Genomic DNA, 14,243 nt, shown 5'->3' with positions numbered 1-14,243 from the left:
TAGGTTGCCGATGGCATGGACCTCGATCTGGCGCAGGTGCGGGCGTTCGTCGCCGCCGCCCGGTACGGCAGCATGAGCGGCGCGGCCGTCGAGCTGTTCCTCTCGCAGCAGGCGCTGTCCAAGCGCATCCGCCGCCTCGAGGAGCGGCTCGGGCCGCTGCTCGTCCGCCTGCCCGACGGGGTGCGGCCGACCGAGGCCGGGCGGCGCTTCCTGCCCGCGGCCCAGCGGCTCCTGGACGCCGCGGACGCCGCCCTGGACGCGGCCCGCGGCGCCACGGCCGGCCCGCTGCGTGTCGACGTCTGGGGCCACGCCCACGAGCCGCTGCGCCTGGTGCGGCGGTTCACCGACCGGCATCCGGACGCCGCCGTCGAGCTGAGCATGCGGCGCCATCTCGTGCAGGCGCTCGCGGCCGTGCGCCGCCGCGAGCTGGACGTGGCGCTGGGCAACGTCGCGAGCCTGCCCGGCGGGCTGCCGGACGGGCTGCGGGCCCGGGCCCACAACCGATGGTGGTAGCCGCGGCGGCAACGGGTGTTGGACGGCCCCGGCCCGGCGGTGCTGAGCTGGGGGCATGCCCGAGCGCGAGACGTTGTACGAGCACGCCGGCGGTCGCCCGGCGCTGCACCGGTTCGTCGCGGTGTTCTACGCGAGCGTGCTGGCCGACCCGGTGCTCGGCCCGCTGTTCGGCGCGGGCCGCCCGCAGCACGTCACCCACCTCGCCGACTTCGACGCCGAGTCGTTCGGCGGCCCCGACACCTTCAGCCGCACCATGGGCTTCGACGCCCTGATCGCCGCCCATCGCGGCCTGCGCATCACCGAGGCCCAGCGGGCCCGCTTCGTCGAGCTGTACCTGCGCGCCGCCGACGAGGCCGGGCTGCCGGACGACGAGCCGTTCCGGGAGGCGCTGCGCACGCACGTGGAGTTCGGCTCGCGGGTCGCGGCGCAGAACTCGCACGCCACGACGGACGACGAGCTGCACCCGCTGCGCGAGGTCCCCCGGTGGCGCTGGCCCGGCTGACGGTGTTCGCCCGCGGCCGCTAGCGTGGGCCCGTCAACCTTGCCCAACACGACGGGTCGTGACGTGCAACTGCGGCTGCTCACCTTCAACGCGCTGTTCAAGGGCGACGTGCGGCCCCGCATCGAGGCCATCGGGGCGCTGCTGGAGCGCTCGGACTACGACGTCGTGTGCCTCCAGGAGGTCATGGCGCCCGGCATGGCGCGACTGCTCGCGCGGCTGGCGGGGTCGTTCCCGCACCGGCAGTACACCGGCGGAACCCTCGTCAAGGGCGGGCTGGTGCTGCTGTCGCGCCGGCCCATCGCCGAGCGGCGGTTCGTGCGCTATCCGCTCACCCGCCCGCTGCGCCCGGAGCTGCTGATGCGCAAGGGCGCCCAGGTCGCGCTCCTGCACACCGCGGCCGGGCCGTTCGCGGTGGTCAACACGCACCTGTCGGCCAACCGCGACGACGACTGGTCGCCGCGGAACCGCTTCAGCGCCGTGGCCCGCGCGGAGCTGGCGACGCTCACCGCCGCCCTGGCCGCGATCCCGGCATCGGTACCGGCCGTGGTCACCGGCGACCTGAACCTGCCCCGCGACGCCGAGGCCCTGGCCCGGTTCTGCGCCGAGGCCGGGCTCCGCGACGCCATGGCCGGCGACGAGCGCCCGACCTACCGGCCCACGCCGCAGTGGCCCGACCCGCCCGCGTTCGACCACGTGCTGCTGCGCGGCCCGGTCACCGCCTCCTGCGAGCTGGTCCTCACCGACGACGCGGTCACGCTGCCGGACGGGCGCTCGGTGTACCTCTCCGACCACTACGGGGTCGCGGCGGACCTGCGCGTTTGACCTTCACCCGGGGTCAAGGCGCATGGTTTCGGGGTGGACACGAGCGACCTGCTGAGCATCGGGGTCTTCGCGCGGCGCAGCTGGCTCTCGCCGCGTGCGTTGCGGCTGTACGAGCAGCAGGGCCTCCTGGTGCCGGCGCTGGTCGACGAGCGGACGGGGTATCGCTGGTACCGCCCCGAGCAGCTCGGCACCGCCCGGCTGGTGGCCCGCCTGCGCCGGCTCGACATGCCGCTGGCGCGCATCACCGCGATCGTGGCGGCGGCTTCAGCCGGGAACCCGACCGTGAACCCGGCCGAGGCCGTCGCGCTCCTCGACGCCTTCTGGACCGATGAGGAGTACCGGGCCGCGGCCCGGCGCGAGCTCATGAACCACCTGCGTATCCGGTTACTCGGCGAGGAAGGGGATCTCTCGATGTACGACATCCAGGTGCGGGACGTGCCCGAGCAGCTGGTCCTGACGGAGCAGCGGCACGTGCGCGTGCAGGAGCTGCCGGCATGGATCGACGAGGGCATCGGGCGGCTGCTGAAGGCGGCCGCCGGCCACGGCGACGGCATGGCGGGGCCGTGCTTCATCATCTACCACGGCGCGGTGAACGAGGAGTCCGACGGGCCGGTCGAGATCTGCCTGCCCATCGCGCCCGGCGACGGCCCGGTCGAGGCCGCGACGCGGGTCGAGGCCGCGCACCGGGAGGCGTACACCCGCATCACCAAGGCCCAGGTCGCCTTCCCGCAGATCCTCTCCGCCTACGACGCCGTGCAGGCGTGGACCGAGCGGGAGGGTGAGGTCCCGCTCGGCTCCCCGCGCGAGGTCTACTTCGCCGACTTCATGGCCGCCGGCCCCGACGACCTGTGCTGCGACATCGCCCAGCCGATCGAGTAGCCGCCGCTGGGTGGTGATCTAGGTGGTGATCAGGAACCCGCCGTCGATGTGCAGGTCGATCGCGTTGACGCCGCCGTTGGTGAGCAGGCGGCCGATCGGGGTGCGCAGGGCGCCCGGCTGCTGCTCGACCGGCACGGGCGCCCACTTGGGGCTGTCGCCGACGATGCCGGGGTGGATCGCGTTGACCCGGTGCGGGGCGATCTCGCGGGCGAGGGTCTTGGTCAGGCCGCTGATGCCGCCGTTGACTCGGCGTGGGCCGTGTCGCGCCCGGTGATGAGGACGTCGTCCCCGCGCCGGGCGAAGTGCCCGGCGATCGCGCGGCCGAGGTCTTGCACGGCCGTCGCACGCACTTGACATCATCAATGTTAGCGATAACACTCGTGGGCGCGCTCGCTCGGCCGCTGCCACGGTCCGGAGCGCGATGTGAGCGTTAACAACCCCTGCAACGCTCCCCACACCCCGAAAGGCTTCCCCATGCGCCTGAAAAGGCTCCTCACCGGCGCCGCCACGGCGGTGCTCGGCATCGCGGCGCTCGTCGCCCTGCCCGGCACCGCCGAGGCGGCCGGCACGCTGCCGTGTGACATCTACGCCGGCGGCGGCACGCCCTGCGTCGCCGCGCACAGCACCACGCGAGCGCTGTTCGGCTCGTACAACGGCTCGCTCTACCAGGTGCGGCGCTGGTCGGACGGCGCGACGTCCAACATCGGCGTGCTCAGCGCCGGCGGCTACGCGAACGCGGCGGCCCAGGACTCGTTCTGCTCCGGCACGTACTGCACCATCGTGCGCATCTACGACCAGACCTCGCGGCACAACGACCTGACCATCGCCCCCGGTGGCGGCGCGAACCCCACCGCCGACCAGGGCGCGAACGCCGCGGCCCTGCCCGTGTCCGCGGGCGGCCACAAGGTCTACGGCGTCTACATCTCGGCCGGCAACGGCTACCGCAACAACAGCACCAACGGCGTGGCCACCGGCAGCCAGCCCGAGGGCCTCTACATGGTCACCGAGGGCACCCACGTCAACGACCGGTGCTGCTTCGACTACGGCAACGCCGAGACGAACAACAACGACACCGGCAACGGCGACATGGACGCGATCTACTTCGGCAACCTGTGCTGGTTCTCGCCGTGCTCGGCCGGGCCGCGGGTCGCCGCCGACCTCGAGAACGGGCTGTTCGCCGGCGGCAACGGCTCCTGGACCGCGAACACCGGCCGCAACAGCGCGTTCGTGACCGCCATGCTCAAGAACAACGGCACGACGACGTACGCCATCAAGGACGGCAACGCCCAGTCCGGCGGCCTCGCCACCCGCTACAACGGCTCCCTGCCGACCCAGTCCGGCTACATGCCGATGACGAAGCAGGGCGCGATCATCCTCGGCATCGGCGGCGACAACAGCAACGGGTCCGTCGGCTCCTTCTTCGAGGGCGTCATGACCAGCGGGTACCCGTCCGACGCGACCGAGAACTCGGTGCAGTCGAACATCGTCTCCGTCGGCTACAGCAAGAGCGTCACGTTCCCGGTGAACGGCGCGACGTACCGCCTGACGAACCTCGCCAGCGGCAAGCTCCTCGACGCGGTCAACTGCGGCACGGCCAACGGCACCGGCATCCAGATGTGGCAGAACCTGAGCAACTCCTGCCAGCAGTGGCGCTTCACCAACGTCGGCCCGAACAAGTGGACCATCACGAACGTGAACGCGAACAAGGTCCTGGACGCGGTCAACTGCGGCCTGGCCCTGGGCACCGCTACGGACCTGTGGCAGTCGCTGGGCAACACGTGCCAGCAGTGGGCCGTCATCCCGGCGGGCAACGGCCGCTACGAGCTCGTGGTCGAGAACAGCGGCATGGTGCTCGACGACCAGAACTGCGGCACCGCCAACGGAACCAAGGTCCAGATGTGGATGTGGCTGAACAACACCTGCCAGCTCTGGTCCTTCTCCTCGTAATACCTGATCCGGGGCGGTCGGTACGATGGAGCTGACCGCCCCGGTGCCCCATTTATTGGAGTTTTCTTGAACGCCGAGTCGACTGCATTCCGTGCCGCGTTGGAGGCCGTCCGCGCCGTTGAGCCGCGGATCGCCGATGCGATCGCGAAGGAGCTCACCGACCAGCGCGAGTCGCTGAAGCTGATCGCGAGTGAGAACTACGCCTCGCCCGCGGTCCTGCTCGCGATGGGCAACTGGCTCTCCGACAAGTACGCGGAGGGCACCATCGGCCGCCGGTTCTACGCCGGCTGCCAGAACGTCGACACGGTCGAGGCCGTCGCCGTCGAGCACGCGAAGGCCCTGTTCGACGCCCCCTACGCCTACGTCCAGCCGCACTCGGGCATCGACGCGAACCTGGTCGCCTACTGGGCCATCCTCGCCGACCGCGTCGAGGTGCCCTACCTGGCGAAGTTCGGCAAGCGGCAGGTCAACGACCTCACCGACGCCGAGTGGGCGGAGCTTCGGGCCGCGTTCGGCAACCAGCGCATGCTCGGCATGTCGCTGGACGCCGGCGGCCACCTCACCCACGGCTTCCGGCCGAACATCTCCGGCAAGATGTTCGACCAGCGCAGCTACGGCGTCGACCCGGCCACCGGCCTGATCGACTACGCCGCCCTGCGTGAGACCGCCCGCGAGTTCAAGCCGCTCGTGATCGTCGGCGGCTACTCCGCCTACCCGCGGAAGGTCAACTTCGCCACGCTCCGCGAGATCGCCGACGAGGTCGGCGCCACCCTCATGGTCGACATGGCGCACTTCGCCGGCCTCGTCGCCGGGAAGGTCTTCACCGGCGACTTCAACCCGGTGCCGCACGCCCACATCGTCACCACGACCACGCACAAGAGCCTCCGCGGCCCCCGCGGCGGCGCCGTGCTGGCCCAGCCCGAGCTCGCCGACCAGGTCGACCGCGGCTGCCCGATGGTCCTCGGCGGCCCCCTGTCGCACGTCATGGCCGCCAAGGCGATCGCGTTCGCCGAGGCCCGCCAGCCTTCCTTCGCCGCCTACGCGCAGCAGATCGTCGACAATGCCCACGCGCTGGCCGAGGGGCTGCTTTCCCGAGGCGTGCGGCTGGTCTCGGGCGGCACCGAGAACCACCTCGTGCTCATCGACGTCCACCCGTTCGGGCTCACCGGCCGCCAGGCCGAGCAGGCCCTGCTGGACTCCGGCGTGGTCACGAACCGCAACGCCATCCCGAGCGACCCGAACGGCGCCTGGTACACCTCGGGCATCCGCGTCGGCACCCCGGCGCTGACCAGCCGGGGTCTCGGGGTCGCCGAGATGGACCAGATCGCCGAGCTCATCCACACCGTCCTCGCCGGCACCTCCCCCGCCGAGGGCTCCAAGGCCAAGTACCAGCTCGACCCCGCCCTCGCCGACCGGGTGAGCAAGCAGGCCACGGAGCTGCTGGCCCCGTTCCCGCTCTACCCGAGCGTCGACCTGGGCTGAGCGGGCCTGCGCCGAGAGGGTCGTTTGCGGCACCATCTACCCATGTTCGGGATGGTGCCGCGAACGGCCGCCGGTTCGGCGCCGGACCTCCTGCGGCTCATGGCGTCCCCGCGCCGCCGGCGGGCCGCGGCGGCGACGGCCGCGCTGGCGGACCTGTGGCGCGCGGACCCGGAGCCGGTCTGGCACGCCATCTGGGCCGAGTCCCCGGTGCCGCCCGCCGCGCTCGACTTCCTCCTGGCCTCCGACGGCACCGCGCCCGCCCGGCTGCTGACCGGCCTGTCCGTCGCCGCCGCCCCGGCCGCGGCCGAGCTCGTCACGCGCCCCGAGCTGGCCGCCTTCCTGCGCGAGACCGACGACCCGGCCCTCGTCGAGGCGCTCCTGCGCCACGGCGCCGACACGCTGGACTTCGGCCTGGCCCTGGCCAACCCGCACGCGGCCCGCGCCGCCGCCGAGGGCCCGCCCGACCGGACGGTGCTGCTCGTCCTCGCCGGCCGCCCGCACGACGTGGACCCGCAGCGCCTTGTGGACACCCTGCTGCACCCGTGGCCGCCGGCCGTTCGCGACGCGTGTGACGAAGTCCTGGGGTCGCTCCCGCCCGGCCCGGCGCGCGAGGCCCTGTGCGAGCGCGCCCTGGACGAGGACCCGGCCGCCCTCGCCGCCGTCGTCAGCACCGGCCTGCGCCCCGAACACCCCGACGAGGCCGCCTTCTTCCTCCTGGCGACCCGGCAGTGGCAGGACTTCACGGCATTCGACCCGCAAGGGCGCCGGTTGTACGCGTACTGCCACGCCACCGCCTTCGCCCGCCCCGACCGCGCCCGGCGGACCGTCGACGTCCTGCTGCACCTGGACGAGCACGCCCCGGCCGCCGCTCGCACCGCCGCGACGGAGGCCCTGCACCAGGCGAAGGCCCAGGCCCGCGAGTACCTGTGCACCCTCGCGATCCACGGCGACCCGGACGCGACCCGGATCGTGACGGCGGCCGGCCACACCCCGAAGGACCGCCGCGACGTCGCGCCCTTCCTGTTCCTGACCGCCCAGTGGCAGCGCTACGACGCCACCGACCCGGACGGCTCCCGCCTGCGCGCGTACACCACCCGCCTGCCCTCGTGGGACACGTCCCGCAACCGCCTGCGCGCCGCGGCGCGCCGAGCGGGCCGCCCGGCCCCGTGCGACGCCCCGGTCCCCTGGGAGGAGCCCACCCCGCCGCCGGCGCACCACCGCTGACGCGTGCGCGACGACCGGGCTATCGGACGCCGGCGAACCGGGTGATGAGGAAGTCGACTCGTTCCGCCTGCCCGCCGGGCGGGATGCGGCCGCCTTCGGACAGGACGGCCATGCCGTGCAGGGCGCTCCAGATGACCTCGGCGGACAGCTCGCGCCGCTCGCCGTCCGGGTCGAAGCAGCTGACGAACTCGTCGAAGCACGCCCGCAGCGGGGCGGGCGTCTCGGGGCTCGCGAACTTCAGGTCGGTGGGCAGGATGAACATCGCCTGGTAGAGGGCGGGCCGCCCGGTCGCGAACTCCAGGTAGGCGCGGCAGACCGCCCGCAGCGCCTGTTCCGGCTCGGGAGCCGCCTGCCGCGCCCGGCGCAGGTGGTCGGCGAGCTCGCCGAACCCGTCCAGGGCGACGGCGCTGACGATGGCGTCCTTGCCGGCGAAGTGGCTGTACAACACCGGCTGGCTGTATTCGACGCGCTCGGCCAGCCGCCGGGTCGTGACCGCCTCCCAGCCCTCGGTCTCCGCGAGTTCACGCGCGGCCGTGATGATCAGCTGGTGACGGTGAGCCCGTTCACGCTCGCGGCGTTCACTGATGGCGGACATGGCCCCAGTCTAGCAACGCTAGACATCCTGCCGAAGACAGATTATCGTCGCTACAGTACCTAGCACTGCTAGAAATTGGGGGAATCCACCGATGCTCGTCTCCGTCGCCTACGTGCTCGCCGGACTGATCGGCGCGGGCTGCGTCCTCATGGGTGCCAACGCCTTCCGGGCGCCGCGGGCCGCGGCCGGTTTCGGCATCCCGGACACGCCGACCGACGACCGCGCCTTCCAGGCATGGCTGAACGTCAAGGCCGTGCGTGACATCGCCGCGGGAATCCTCATCCTGGTCCTGCTGGCCGGGGCTACACCCCACCTGCTGGGCTGGTCCATGCTGGTCGCCGCCGGCATACCCGTGGGCGACGCCCTGATCGTGCTGCGCAGCAACGGCCCCAAGGCGGTCGCGTACGGCGTCCACGCGGCCACCGCGGCCGTGATGGCGGCAATCAGCGTGCTCCTGCTCGCCGCCTGACGCGCCGAAGGGAAGGCTCACTCCATGCACAGCTTCGAGATCAGCCCGATCGGCACGGTCCGCAACGACCGCACGGATGTCCAGGACACCGACCACTGGGGTGCCGTCCGCAGCACGATCACCGTCGACGAGCGCTTCGGCGATGCCTGCCTCCAGGGCTTGGAGGGCTTCTCGCACGTCGAGGTCCTCTTCGTCTTCGACCAGTTCCCGGCAGACGGCGACTACCGCGAACCCCGCCCCTACCGTGGCCGCCCCGACCTCCCGCCGGTCGGCATCTTCGCCGGGCGGGGCCCCCGCAGGCCGAACCGCATCGGCGTGACCTGCTGCGCCATCGAGTCCGTCCACGGCCGCGAACTGACGGTGGTGGGCCTCGACGCGGTCTCGGGCACCCCGGTCATCGACCTGAAGCCGGCGATGACCGAGTTCCTGCCGGTGAACGTCCGCCAGCCGGAGTGGGTCAGCCGCCTGATGTCGGACTACTTCCGGCCGTAAATTGACGCCGGTTCCGTTCAGTGGCCCGCAGCGGCGATCGTCTCGAGCCCGGCGACCAGCTCGTCGAGTTCGTCCGCGCTGAGCACGTCGTACGCCGGCGCCGCCAGCTCGTCGGTGAGCGCCTCGATCCGCTCCCTCGTCTCCCGGCCGACATCGGTGAACCCGCCCGCGGCGTCCACGAGGCCGCGGGAGCTCAGCCCGTCGACGACGGCGGCCAGCTGCGCCTCGGGCAGATGGTGGATCCGGTCGAACTCCTCCGGCCTCATGCCGAGGGAAATCGCGAAGAGGACGTGGGACTCGGTGCCGCCGATGCCGTGGGCGACGAGGGCGGCGTTGTGACCGTCCCCGCGATGCTCGCGCAGCAGCGTCACCGCGTGCCAGAGCCTGGCCACCGGCTCCTCGGGCACGTCGAGCGCCCGTTGTCCGGCGTACAGCGCCCGGCCCTCGGCGGGCGCGCTGACCGCCGCCCGGGTGGCGAGGTCGGCGACCCGCACGAGACCGGGCGAGCCGGCGAGTTCCCCGATCATCTGCCGCAGCGCGGCGGCGCTGGCCCGCTCGCGCACGGCGATCGCCTCCCGCGGGGTGATCTTCCTCCAGACCCATCGCGGCGGTCGCCCGGCACGGTCCCGCCTGGCAGCGTGACTTCGGGGCGCTGTCACGCCGCGACCGCTTCTTCGCATCGCAGGACGCTCAGGGCCTGGGATGGGACGTTCTCGCGGCTTCGCCTGCCCAATGACCGCTCCTCTTGGCGGGCCGTGGCGGGCCTCGCCTGAGTCGCGACACCCCGCTCGGCGTCACTACGCCGAGCACCATCACGGCCCGTATGCCGCGCGGTCGACGCACGGCCTGGCGCAGTGCCCGAGACGCCACGCACGCCTCGAGCCGTGGCCGGGCGACCTGTGGTGGTTCGAGGCCACCGCCGACCCGTTCGAGCCCCGGATCGCGGACGTCGACGCCCTCGCCGGGCCGCTCGCGAGCATCATCGGGGGCGGCATCACCCCTCCGACAGGTCCCGGCGGGAGCGGGCGGCGATGACGAGGGCCGCGGTGAAGGCGAGCGTGGCCAGGCCCCACCACGCGAAGGGCCACGGTGCCGCGTTGCGGGTCTGCCAGGCCGGTAGGAGCGCGGTGAGTGACCAGCCCGTCCAGTCGTCCAGCACCCGCAGCGGCACCAGGTAGCCGAAGTCCGCGGAGAAGCCGTTGCTCGGGCTGAAGCGGCACAGCGTGTCCAGGCCGACGCTGATGAGCACGCACACGGTCGCCCAGGTCGTGGTCGTCCAGTGGGCGGCGCGCTGCAGGGCGTACGCGATCGGGAAGGCGAACATGGGCAGCACGGCGGCCCACAGGCGCGCTGGTGGGGCCCAGCCGCCCCACCAGCCCGGGGAGGTCAGGAGGATGAGGCAGTACGGGCCGATGACCGCGAGCAGTCGCAGGTGCAGTCCGCGGCGCTCGCCCGCGCAGCCGAGGATCAGGCCCGGGAGCGCGAAGAGGAGGATCGGGTAGGAGAACAGCACGCCGTGCTCCTGGTCCAGCAGCACGCCGACGAGGTTGGTGGCCGGGTCGGCCCCGAAGAGCAGCGACGTGTCGCCGGCCTGGTTGATCGACGGGTTCAGGCTGTGCCAGACGAGCCACAGGTAGGTGAACAGGCCCGCGGTCAGCGCGCCCAGCGGTGCCAGGAGCGCGGTCCAGCGCCGGGCGCCGTCGCGGCGGATTCGCCAGGCCAGCAGGAGCACCAGCGGCACCTCCAGCGGAATGAAGCGGCTGTGCACCCAGGGCAGCGTGCCCAGCGCGGCCGAGGCGAGCGCGAGATCGCGGACGCGCAGGGTTTCCTTCGTCAGGACGCGGAATCCGTACAGCACCGCCAGCGCCGCCAGCGGCTCCACGAAGGCCTTGGCGGTGTAGGTCAGCACGGTCGAGCCGAGCCCGATGCCCAGGCCGGTGAGGAACGCGACGGGCCGCCCGAGGCCGAGCCCGCGCACGAGCCAGAAGACGTTCGCGACGGTCAGCAGCGACACCGCGACCATGAACAGCAGCACGCCGAGGCGGCCGCCGAGCAGGTACGGCACATGCCACAGCAGCGGCCCGCCGATCCCGTGCCACGGCAGCGTCTGGTGCGGCGCGGCGGCCAGGTGCGCGTCGAGCGGGCCGGGGTGGAACGCCTTGAACTCCCAGTTGTCGTAGACGCGCTTGACGTGGATCGACCCGTACCGCCGCAGCGACTCGTTGATGACCAGATAGTGCGGCTCGTCGCCGTCGGGGATGCGGGTGTACCGATGGACGAGAGCCGAGATCGTCATCGGCACGGCACAGAGCGCGAGCAGCCCGCTCAGCGCCCGCCGGTCGCCGGTGAACCGTTTCGGCGCCGGGCCGGGCTCGGCCAGAACCGGCTCGGCGAGGGCGGCTTCGGTCGTCACGGCGGCATGCTACCGCCCGGGCGAGCGCGCCGCGGCCCGCTTCAGGCCGCGTGCACCGCTACGGCGGCGACGGCGTCGGAGAGCCCGGCGGCCGGCCAGGCGACGAGCAGCGTCAGGGTGTCGCCGGCGGGTGCGGGCACCGCGAACTCGGCCCGCGACTGGAAGGCCGTCGCGCCGCCCGACGACGACGCCGCGTAGGGCCGGACCCGGGTCGCCGCGTGGCCGTCCAGGGTCGCGATGGAGGCGCCGGTCTCCAGATGCGCCTCGCGCGGCGGGAAGTCGGCGGCGGTGGCGGCCCTCGCCCGTTCGCCGTGGGCGATGCTCACGATCTCCAGGGACAGCACCCCGGCGACGGCCGTGAGCCGGGTCAGGACCACGGCGGCGTCATCGCCGCGGTGCAGGACCCGCGGCTCGGCGACGATCCGGCCCGCCTCGACCCGCGGCTCGCCGAGCATCGTCTCGTCCGCGCGGTAGTGCAGCGGCGACGGTGGGATCGCGGTGTCCAGCGGGGCGTCCCAGATCGACACGGTGCCGCGCTCGACCGTCACGCGGTCCGGCAGCGCGAGGTCCACGACGGTCTCGGGGAAGCCGATCTCGGGCCAGGCGAGGGCGACGGGCACGTGCGAGTACCGCGGCGGAAACTGCAGCCGGGTGCGCAGGCGGAACCCGTCGTAGTCGCTGCTGGACTCCCACGAGCCGAACTCCCAGTGCGCGCGGCCGGTGTCGTCGAGCCAGCCCACGCGCAGGTCGATGCCCTCGTCGAACGCGGGCAGCAGGCGCCTCGGGGCCGGCGGCGGGCCCGTGCGGCCGGCACGGATGTCGGCCTGGCGCCGCAGGACGTCGCGGTGGTCGAGCGGGCGGCGGGCGAGCAGTTCGAGCTCCAGGCCGGTCGGCCGGGAGATCGCGCGGACCACGCCGACGGTCAGCTCGGGGTGCTCGACGATCAGGCCGCCGCGGTGCGCGAGCACGCCCAGGGTCTCGAGCATCGACATACGTCAGCCTAACGCCCGGGCCAGCGGCGAGCGGACCCGGGCGCCTCCGCCGGCTACGGCGCCTTGATCGGGACGCGGGTCCAGTGCAGCCCGTCCGGCGAGCGGTACATGGCCTCGTCGTCGAAGGCCAGGTAGAACCCGGGGCGGGCGACGACCGGCGGGTGCTCGCCGGTGGCGTTGAGGTTCTCGCCCAGCCCGTCGGGCCGCCCGGCCCGGTAGGCGGCGCCGTCGCGGCTGGTGAACCACTGCTGCGGCCGGCTGCGCGGGGAGGCCGCGACGTGGGTGCCGTCGGCCGCCACGTACGCGTCGCCGTCGAAGTACTCGTAGCTCGACGGGAGCGTGTGGCCCGGGTCGGCCTGGGTCCAGGTCTGCCCGCCGTCGGTCGTGCGGAACAGCAGCCCGACCGAGGCGTCGGGCGCCGGGGTGCGCTGGGTGCCGGGATAGTTCGGGTTCGGCACCTGGACGATGGTGTACGCCGTGACGCCGTCGACGGTCGCCACGACGCCCCCGAGGGCCTGTTTGCCGGTCGCGAGCACCCGCTTGGTCCACGTGCGGCCCCGGTCGTGGCTGACCGCGACGGCCGGGAGCTTGCTGGCCGGATCGGTGCCGGTGACCCACAGCCCGGCCGAGACCGGCACGCCGGCGGCCTCGGCCCGCTCCAGCGGCGGCTGGGCGGCCAGCGGCGCGAGCCGCGCGCGGCCCGGGTCGAGGGCCTGGAACGGGCACGGATCGCTCGCCGAGTAGCAGGTGTGGAAGAGCCAGCCGCCCGCGGGCACCTCCGCGACCGCCTCGGTCGTCACCAGCACGTCGCGGAACGTCTGTCCGGCATCGGTACTGATCCGATGCGTGTAGTACGCCTTCGGCCCGTTCGCCGGCTGCCCGTCGAACTTGTCGTTGATCGTCTCGACCGTGGTCGTGAGCACCCCGGGCGCGGGCGACGTGAGCTCGCCGCCGCCGGAGGTGTCCGTCCACGCCTTCCAGGTCGCGCCGCCGTCCTCGGAGCGCAGGGACGCGGCGCCGACCTTGGCGAAGAGGTGCACGTCGTCCGTGGCGACGAGCGAGTACAGGCCGCCGAACGGGTCGTTGCGGGCCGGCGTCACCGACGGGTCCGGCGGCCCGGCCGGCTCCGGGCGCGCCGCCGGGTGCTGCTGCAGGCTCAGCCCCACCCCGGCGGCGAGCAGCGTCGCGACGCCCGCGGCCACCCACGTCGTGGCCCGGCGGCGCCGCCACCGCACGGCCTCGGCGAGCACCCCGTCGGCCGTGAGCCGGGTCGGCGGCGCGGCCTGCCCGGCCACGTCCTCGAAGTCGGTGTGCATGAGCTCCGTGTGCATCCGGTTCACGATCGCCCTCCCGGCACCGTCGTCGTGGCGTTGTCGCCGAGCAGCTCGCGGAGCTTGGCCAGGCCGCGGGCGGCCTGGCTCTTCACCGTGCCCTGCGAGCAGCCGAGCGTCGCGGCGGTCTCGGCGACGTCGAGGTCCTGGTAGTAGCGGCACAGCAGCACCGCCCGCTGCCGCGGCGGCAGCCTGCGCAGCGCCGCCTCGAACGCCATCCGCCCGTCGGCCCGCTCGGCGGCGTTGCCGTGCCCGGCCACGTCGGGCGGCTCGGCGACGGTCCGCTCGCGGTGCCGCCAGACGCGCTTGGCGTCGGACAGGTACGCCCGCACGAGGCACGTGCGCACGAAGGCGTCCAGCGCCTCGCGGTCGCGCACCTTCCGCCAGCCGACGGCGAGGCGGATGAACGCGGTCTGGGTCAGGTCGTCCGCCCAGTGCCAGTCGCCGCACAGCACGTAGGCCGTGCGCCGAACCGTGTCGTGCCGTGCCGTGAAGTACTCCCGGAACTGCTGTTGCTCGTCTGTCTCTGCGCCCGGCATGACACCTCCCTGCCCCATAGGTGCGCCGCGGCCCCCGAATCGG

At 73.3% G+C, this 14,243-nt stretch carries 16 protein-coding genes; 9 read left to right on the top strand and 7 right to left on the bottom strand.

Going from position 1 to position 14,243, the window contains the following annotated elements; all coding sequences use genetic code 11:
• The first annotated feature begins 15 nt into the window (after positions 1-15).
• The 4 genes from ABT369_RS01225 to ABT369_RS01210 all read left to right on the top strand — a co-directional run bounded on the left by ABT369_RS01225 (position 16) and on the right by ABT369_RS01210 (position 2,716).
• Positions 16-513 (top strand): LysR family transcriptional regulator, encoded by a 498-nt coding sequence (locus tag ABT369_RS01225; RefSeq protein WP_350609351.1) that lies wholly within the window; start codon positions 16-18, stop codon positions 511-513.
• A 55-nt stretch (positions 514-568) separates the two neighbouring features.
• Positions 569-1,015, top strand: a complete 447-nt coding sequence (locus ABT369_RS01220) for a group II truncated hemoglobin (RefSeq protein WP_350609349.1) — start codon at positions 569-571, stop codon at positions 1,013-1,015.
• A gap of 63 nt (positions 1,016-1,078) precedes the next feature.
• Positions 1,079-1,837, top strand: coding sequence for an endonuclease/exonuclease/phosphatase family protein (locus ABT369_RS01215; protein ID WP_350609347.1), 759 nt, complete (start codon positions 1,079-1,081; stop codon positions 1,835-1,837).
• Positions 1,838-1,870: 33 nt separating this feature from the next.
• Positions 1,871-2,716 carry a MerR family transcriptional regulator gene (locus tag ABT369_RS01210; protein WP_350609345.1) on the top strand — a complete coding sequence of 282 codons (846 nt, stop codon included), beginning with the start codon at positions 1,871-1,873 and terminating at the stop codon, positions 2,714-2,716.
• A gap of 221 nt (positions 2,717-2,937) precedes the next feature.
• On the opposite strand, the gene ABT369_RS01205 is transcribed toward ABT369_RS01210, so the two are convergent.
• On the bottom strand, positions 2,938-3,066 hold the full coding sequence (locus tag ABT369_RS01205; RefSeq protein WP_350609343.1) for a hypothetical protein: 129 nt from the start codon (positions 3,064-3,066) through the stop codon (positions 2,938-2,940).
• A gap of 124 nt (positions 3,067-3,190) precedes the next feature.
• Between ABT369_RS01205 and ABT369_RS01200 the strand changes: the two genes are divergently transcribed.
• The 3 genes from ABT369_RS01200 (at position 3,191) to ABT369_RS01190 (ending at position 7,369) form a co-directional block, all read left to right on the top strand.
• A complete protein-coding gene (locus ABT369_RS01200) occupies positions 3,191-4,663 on the top strand; it encodes an arabinofuranosidase catalytic domain-containing protein (RefSeq protein WP_350609341.1) in 1,473 nt (490 codons plus the stop codon).
• Positions 4,664-4,729: 66 nt separating this feature from the next.
• Positions 4,730-6,145: a glycine hydroxymethyltransferase gene (locus ABT369_RS01195; RefSeq protein ID WP_502891681.1), complete on the top strand. Its 1,416-nt coding sequence runs from the start codon at positions 4,730-4,732 to the stop codon at positions 6,143-6,145.
• Positions 6,146-6,187: 42 nt separating this feature from the next.
• Positions 6,188-7,369 (top strand): hypothetical protein, encoded by a 1,182-nt coding sequence (locus tag ABT369_RS01190; protein WP_350609339.1) that lies wholly within the window; start codon positions 6,188-6,190, stop codon positions 7,367-7,369.
• A gap of 19 nt (positions 7,370-7,388) precedes the next feature.
• Here the strand turns inward: ABT369_RS01190 and ABT369_RS01185 are convergent, their stop codons facing one another.
• Positions 7,389-7,964 carry a TetR/AcrR family transcriptional regulator gene (locus tag ABT369_RS01185; RefSeq protein ID WP_350609337.1) on the bottom strand — a complete coding sequence of 192 codons (576 nt, stop codon included), beginning with the start codon at positions 7,962-7,964 and terminating at the stop codon, positions 7,389-7,391.
• 91 nt (positions 7,965-8,055) lie between these two features.
• Between ABT369_RS01185 and ABT369_RS01180 the strand changes: the two genes are divergently transcribed.
• Positions 8,056-8,433, top strand: coding sequence for a DUF4267 domain-containing protein (locus ABT369_RS01180; protein WP_350609335.1), 378 nt, complete (start codon positions 8,056-8,058; stop codon positions 8,431-8,433).
• A 24-nt stretch (positions 8,434-8,457) separates the two neighbouring features.
• The gene (locus ABT369_RS01175) at positions 8,458-8,925 is read left to right on the top strand and encodes an SAM-dependent methyltransferase (protein ID WP_350609333.1); all 468 of its coding nucleotides are present in this window, start codon (positions 8,458-8,460) and stop codon (positions 8,923-8,925) included.
• Between the two features lie 17 nt (positions 8,926-8,942).
• Here the strand turns inward: ABT369_RS01175 and ABT369_RS01170 are convergent, their stop codons facing one another.
• The 5 genes from ABT369_RS01170 to ABT369_RS01150 form a co-directional block, all read right to left on the bottom strand.
• Positions 8,943-9,605, bottom strand: a complete 663-nt coding sequence (locus tag ABT369_RS01170; RefSeq protein WP_502891680.1) for an SCO6745 family protein — start codon at positions 9,603-9,605, stop codon at positions 8,943-8,945.
• A 314-nt stretch (positions 9,606-9,919) separates the two neighbouring features.
• Positions 9,920-11,338 carry a hypothetical protein gene (locus tag ABT369_RS01165; protein WP_350609329.1) on the bottom strand — a complete coding sequence of 473 codons (1,419 nt, stop codon included), beginning with the start codon at positions 11,336-11,338 and terminating at the stop codon, positions 9,920-9,922.
• Positions 11,339-11,379: 41 nt separating this feature from the next.
• Positions 11,380-12,330 carry a hypothetical protein gene (locus ABT369_RS01160; RefSeq protein WP_350609327.1) on the bottom strand — a complete coding sequence of 317 codons (951 nt, stop codon included), beginning with the start codon at positions 12,328-12,330 and terminating at the stop codon, positions 11,380-11,382.
• Between the two features lie 53 nt (positions 12,331-12,383).
• A complete protein-coding gene (locus ABT369_RS01155) occupies positions 12,384-13,661 on the bottom strand; it encodes a sialidase family protein (protein ID WP_350609325.1) in 1,278 nt (425 codons plus the stop codon).
• Between the two features lie 5 nt (positions 13,662-13,666).
• On the bottom strand, positions 13,667-14,200 hold the full coding sequence (locus ABT369_RS01150) for a SigE family RNA polymerase sigma factor (RefSeq protein ID WP_350609323.1): 534 nt from the start codon (positions 14,198-14,200) through the stop codon (positions 13,667-13,669).
• Positions 14,201-14,243: the final 43 nt, after the last annotated feature.

It is taken from the genome of Dactylosporangium sp. NPDC000244 (assembly GCF_040300725.1).
Classification (GTDB): Bacteria; Actinomycetota; Actinomycetes; order Mycobacteriales; family Micromonosporaceae; genus Dactylosporangium.
Note: the sequence above shows the minus strand (reverse complement) of the source record. Positions and strands in the feature narration are given on the sequence as shown.

Coding starts and splice junctions, on each gene's coding strand:
- ABT369_RS01225 (WP_350609351.1), top strand. CDS start 16: ATGGACCTCGATCTGGCGCAGGTGCGGGCGTTCGTCGCCGCCGCCCGG.
- ABT369_RS01220 (WP_350609349.1), top strand. CDS start 569: ATGCCCGAGCGCGAGACGTTGTACGAGCACGCCGGCGGTCGCCCGGCG.
- ABT369_RS01200 (WP_350609341.1), top strand. CDS start 3,191: ATGCGCCTGAAAAGGCTCCTCACCGGCGCCGCCACGGCGGTGCTCGGC.
- ABT369_RS01190 (WP_350609339.1), top strand. CDS start 6,188: ATGTTCGGGATGGTGCCGCGAACGGCCGCCGGTTCGGCGCCGGACCTC.
- ABT369_RS01185 (WP_350609337.1), bottom strand. CDS start 7,964: ATGTCCGCCATCAGTGAACGCCGCGAGCGTGAACGGGCTCACCGTCAC.
- ABT369_RS01180 (WP_350609335.1), top strand. CDS start 8,056: ATGCTCGTCTCCGTCGCCTACGTGCTCGCCGGACTGATCGGCGCGGGC.
- ABT369_RS01175 (WP_350609333.1), top strand. CDS start 8,458: ATGCACAGCTTCGAGATCAGCCCGATCGGCACGGTCCGCAACGACCGC.
- ABT369_RS01170 (WP_502891680.1), bottom strand. CDS start 9,605: ATGCGAAGAAGCGGTCGCGGCGTGACAGCGCCCCGAAGTCACGCTGCC.
- ABT369_RS01160 (WP_350609327.1), bottom strand. CDS start 12,330: ATGTCGATGCTCGAGACCCTGGGCGTGCTCGCGCACCGCGGCGGCCTG.
- ABT369_RS01155 (WP_350609325.1), bottom strand. CDS start 13,661: ATGCACACGGAGCTCATGCACACCGACTTCGAGGACGTGGCCGGGCAG.
- ABT369_RS01150 (WP_350609323.1), bottom strand. CDS start 14,200: ATGCCGGGCGCAGAGACAGACGAGCAACAGCAGTTCCGGGAGTACTTC.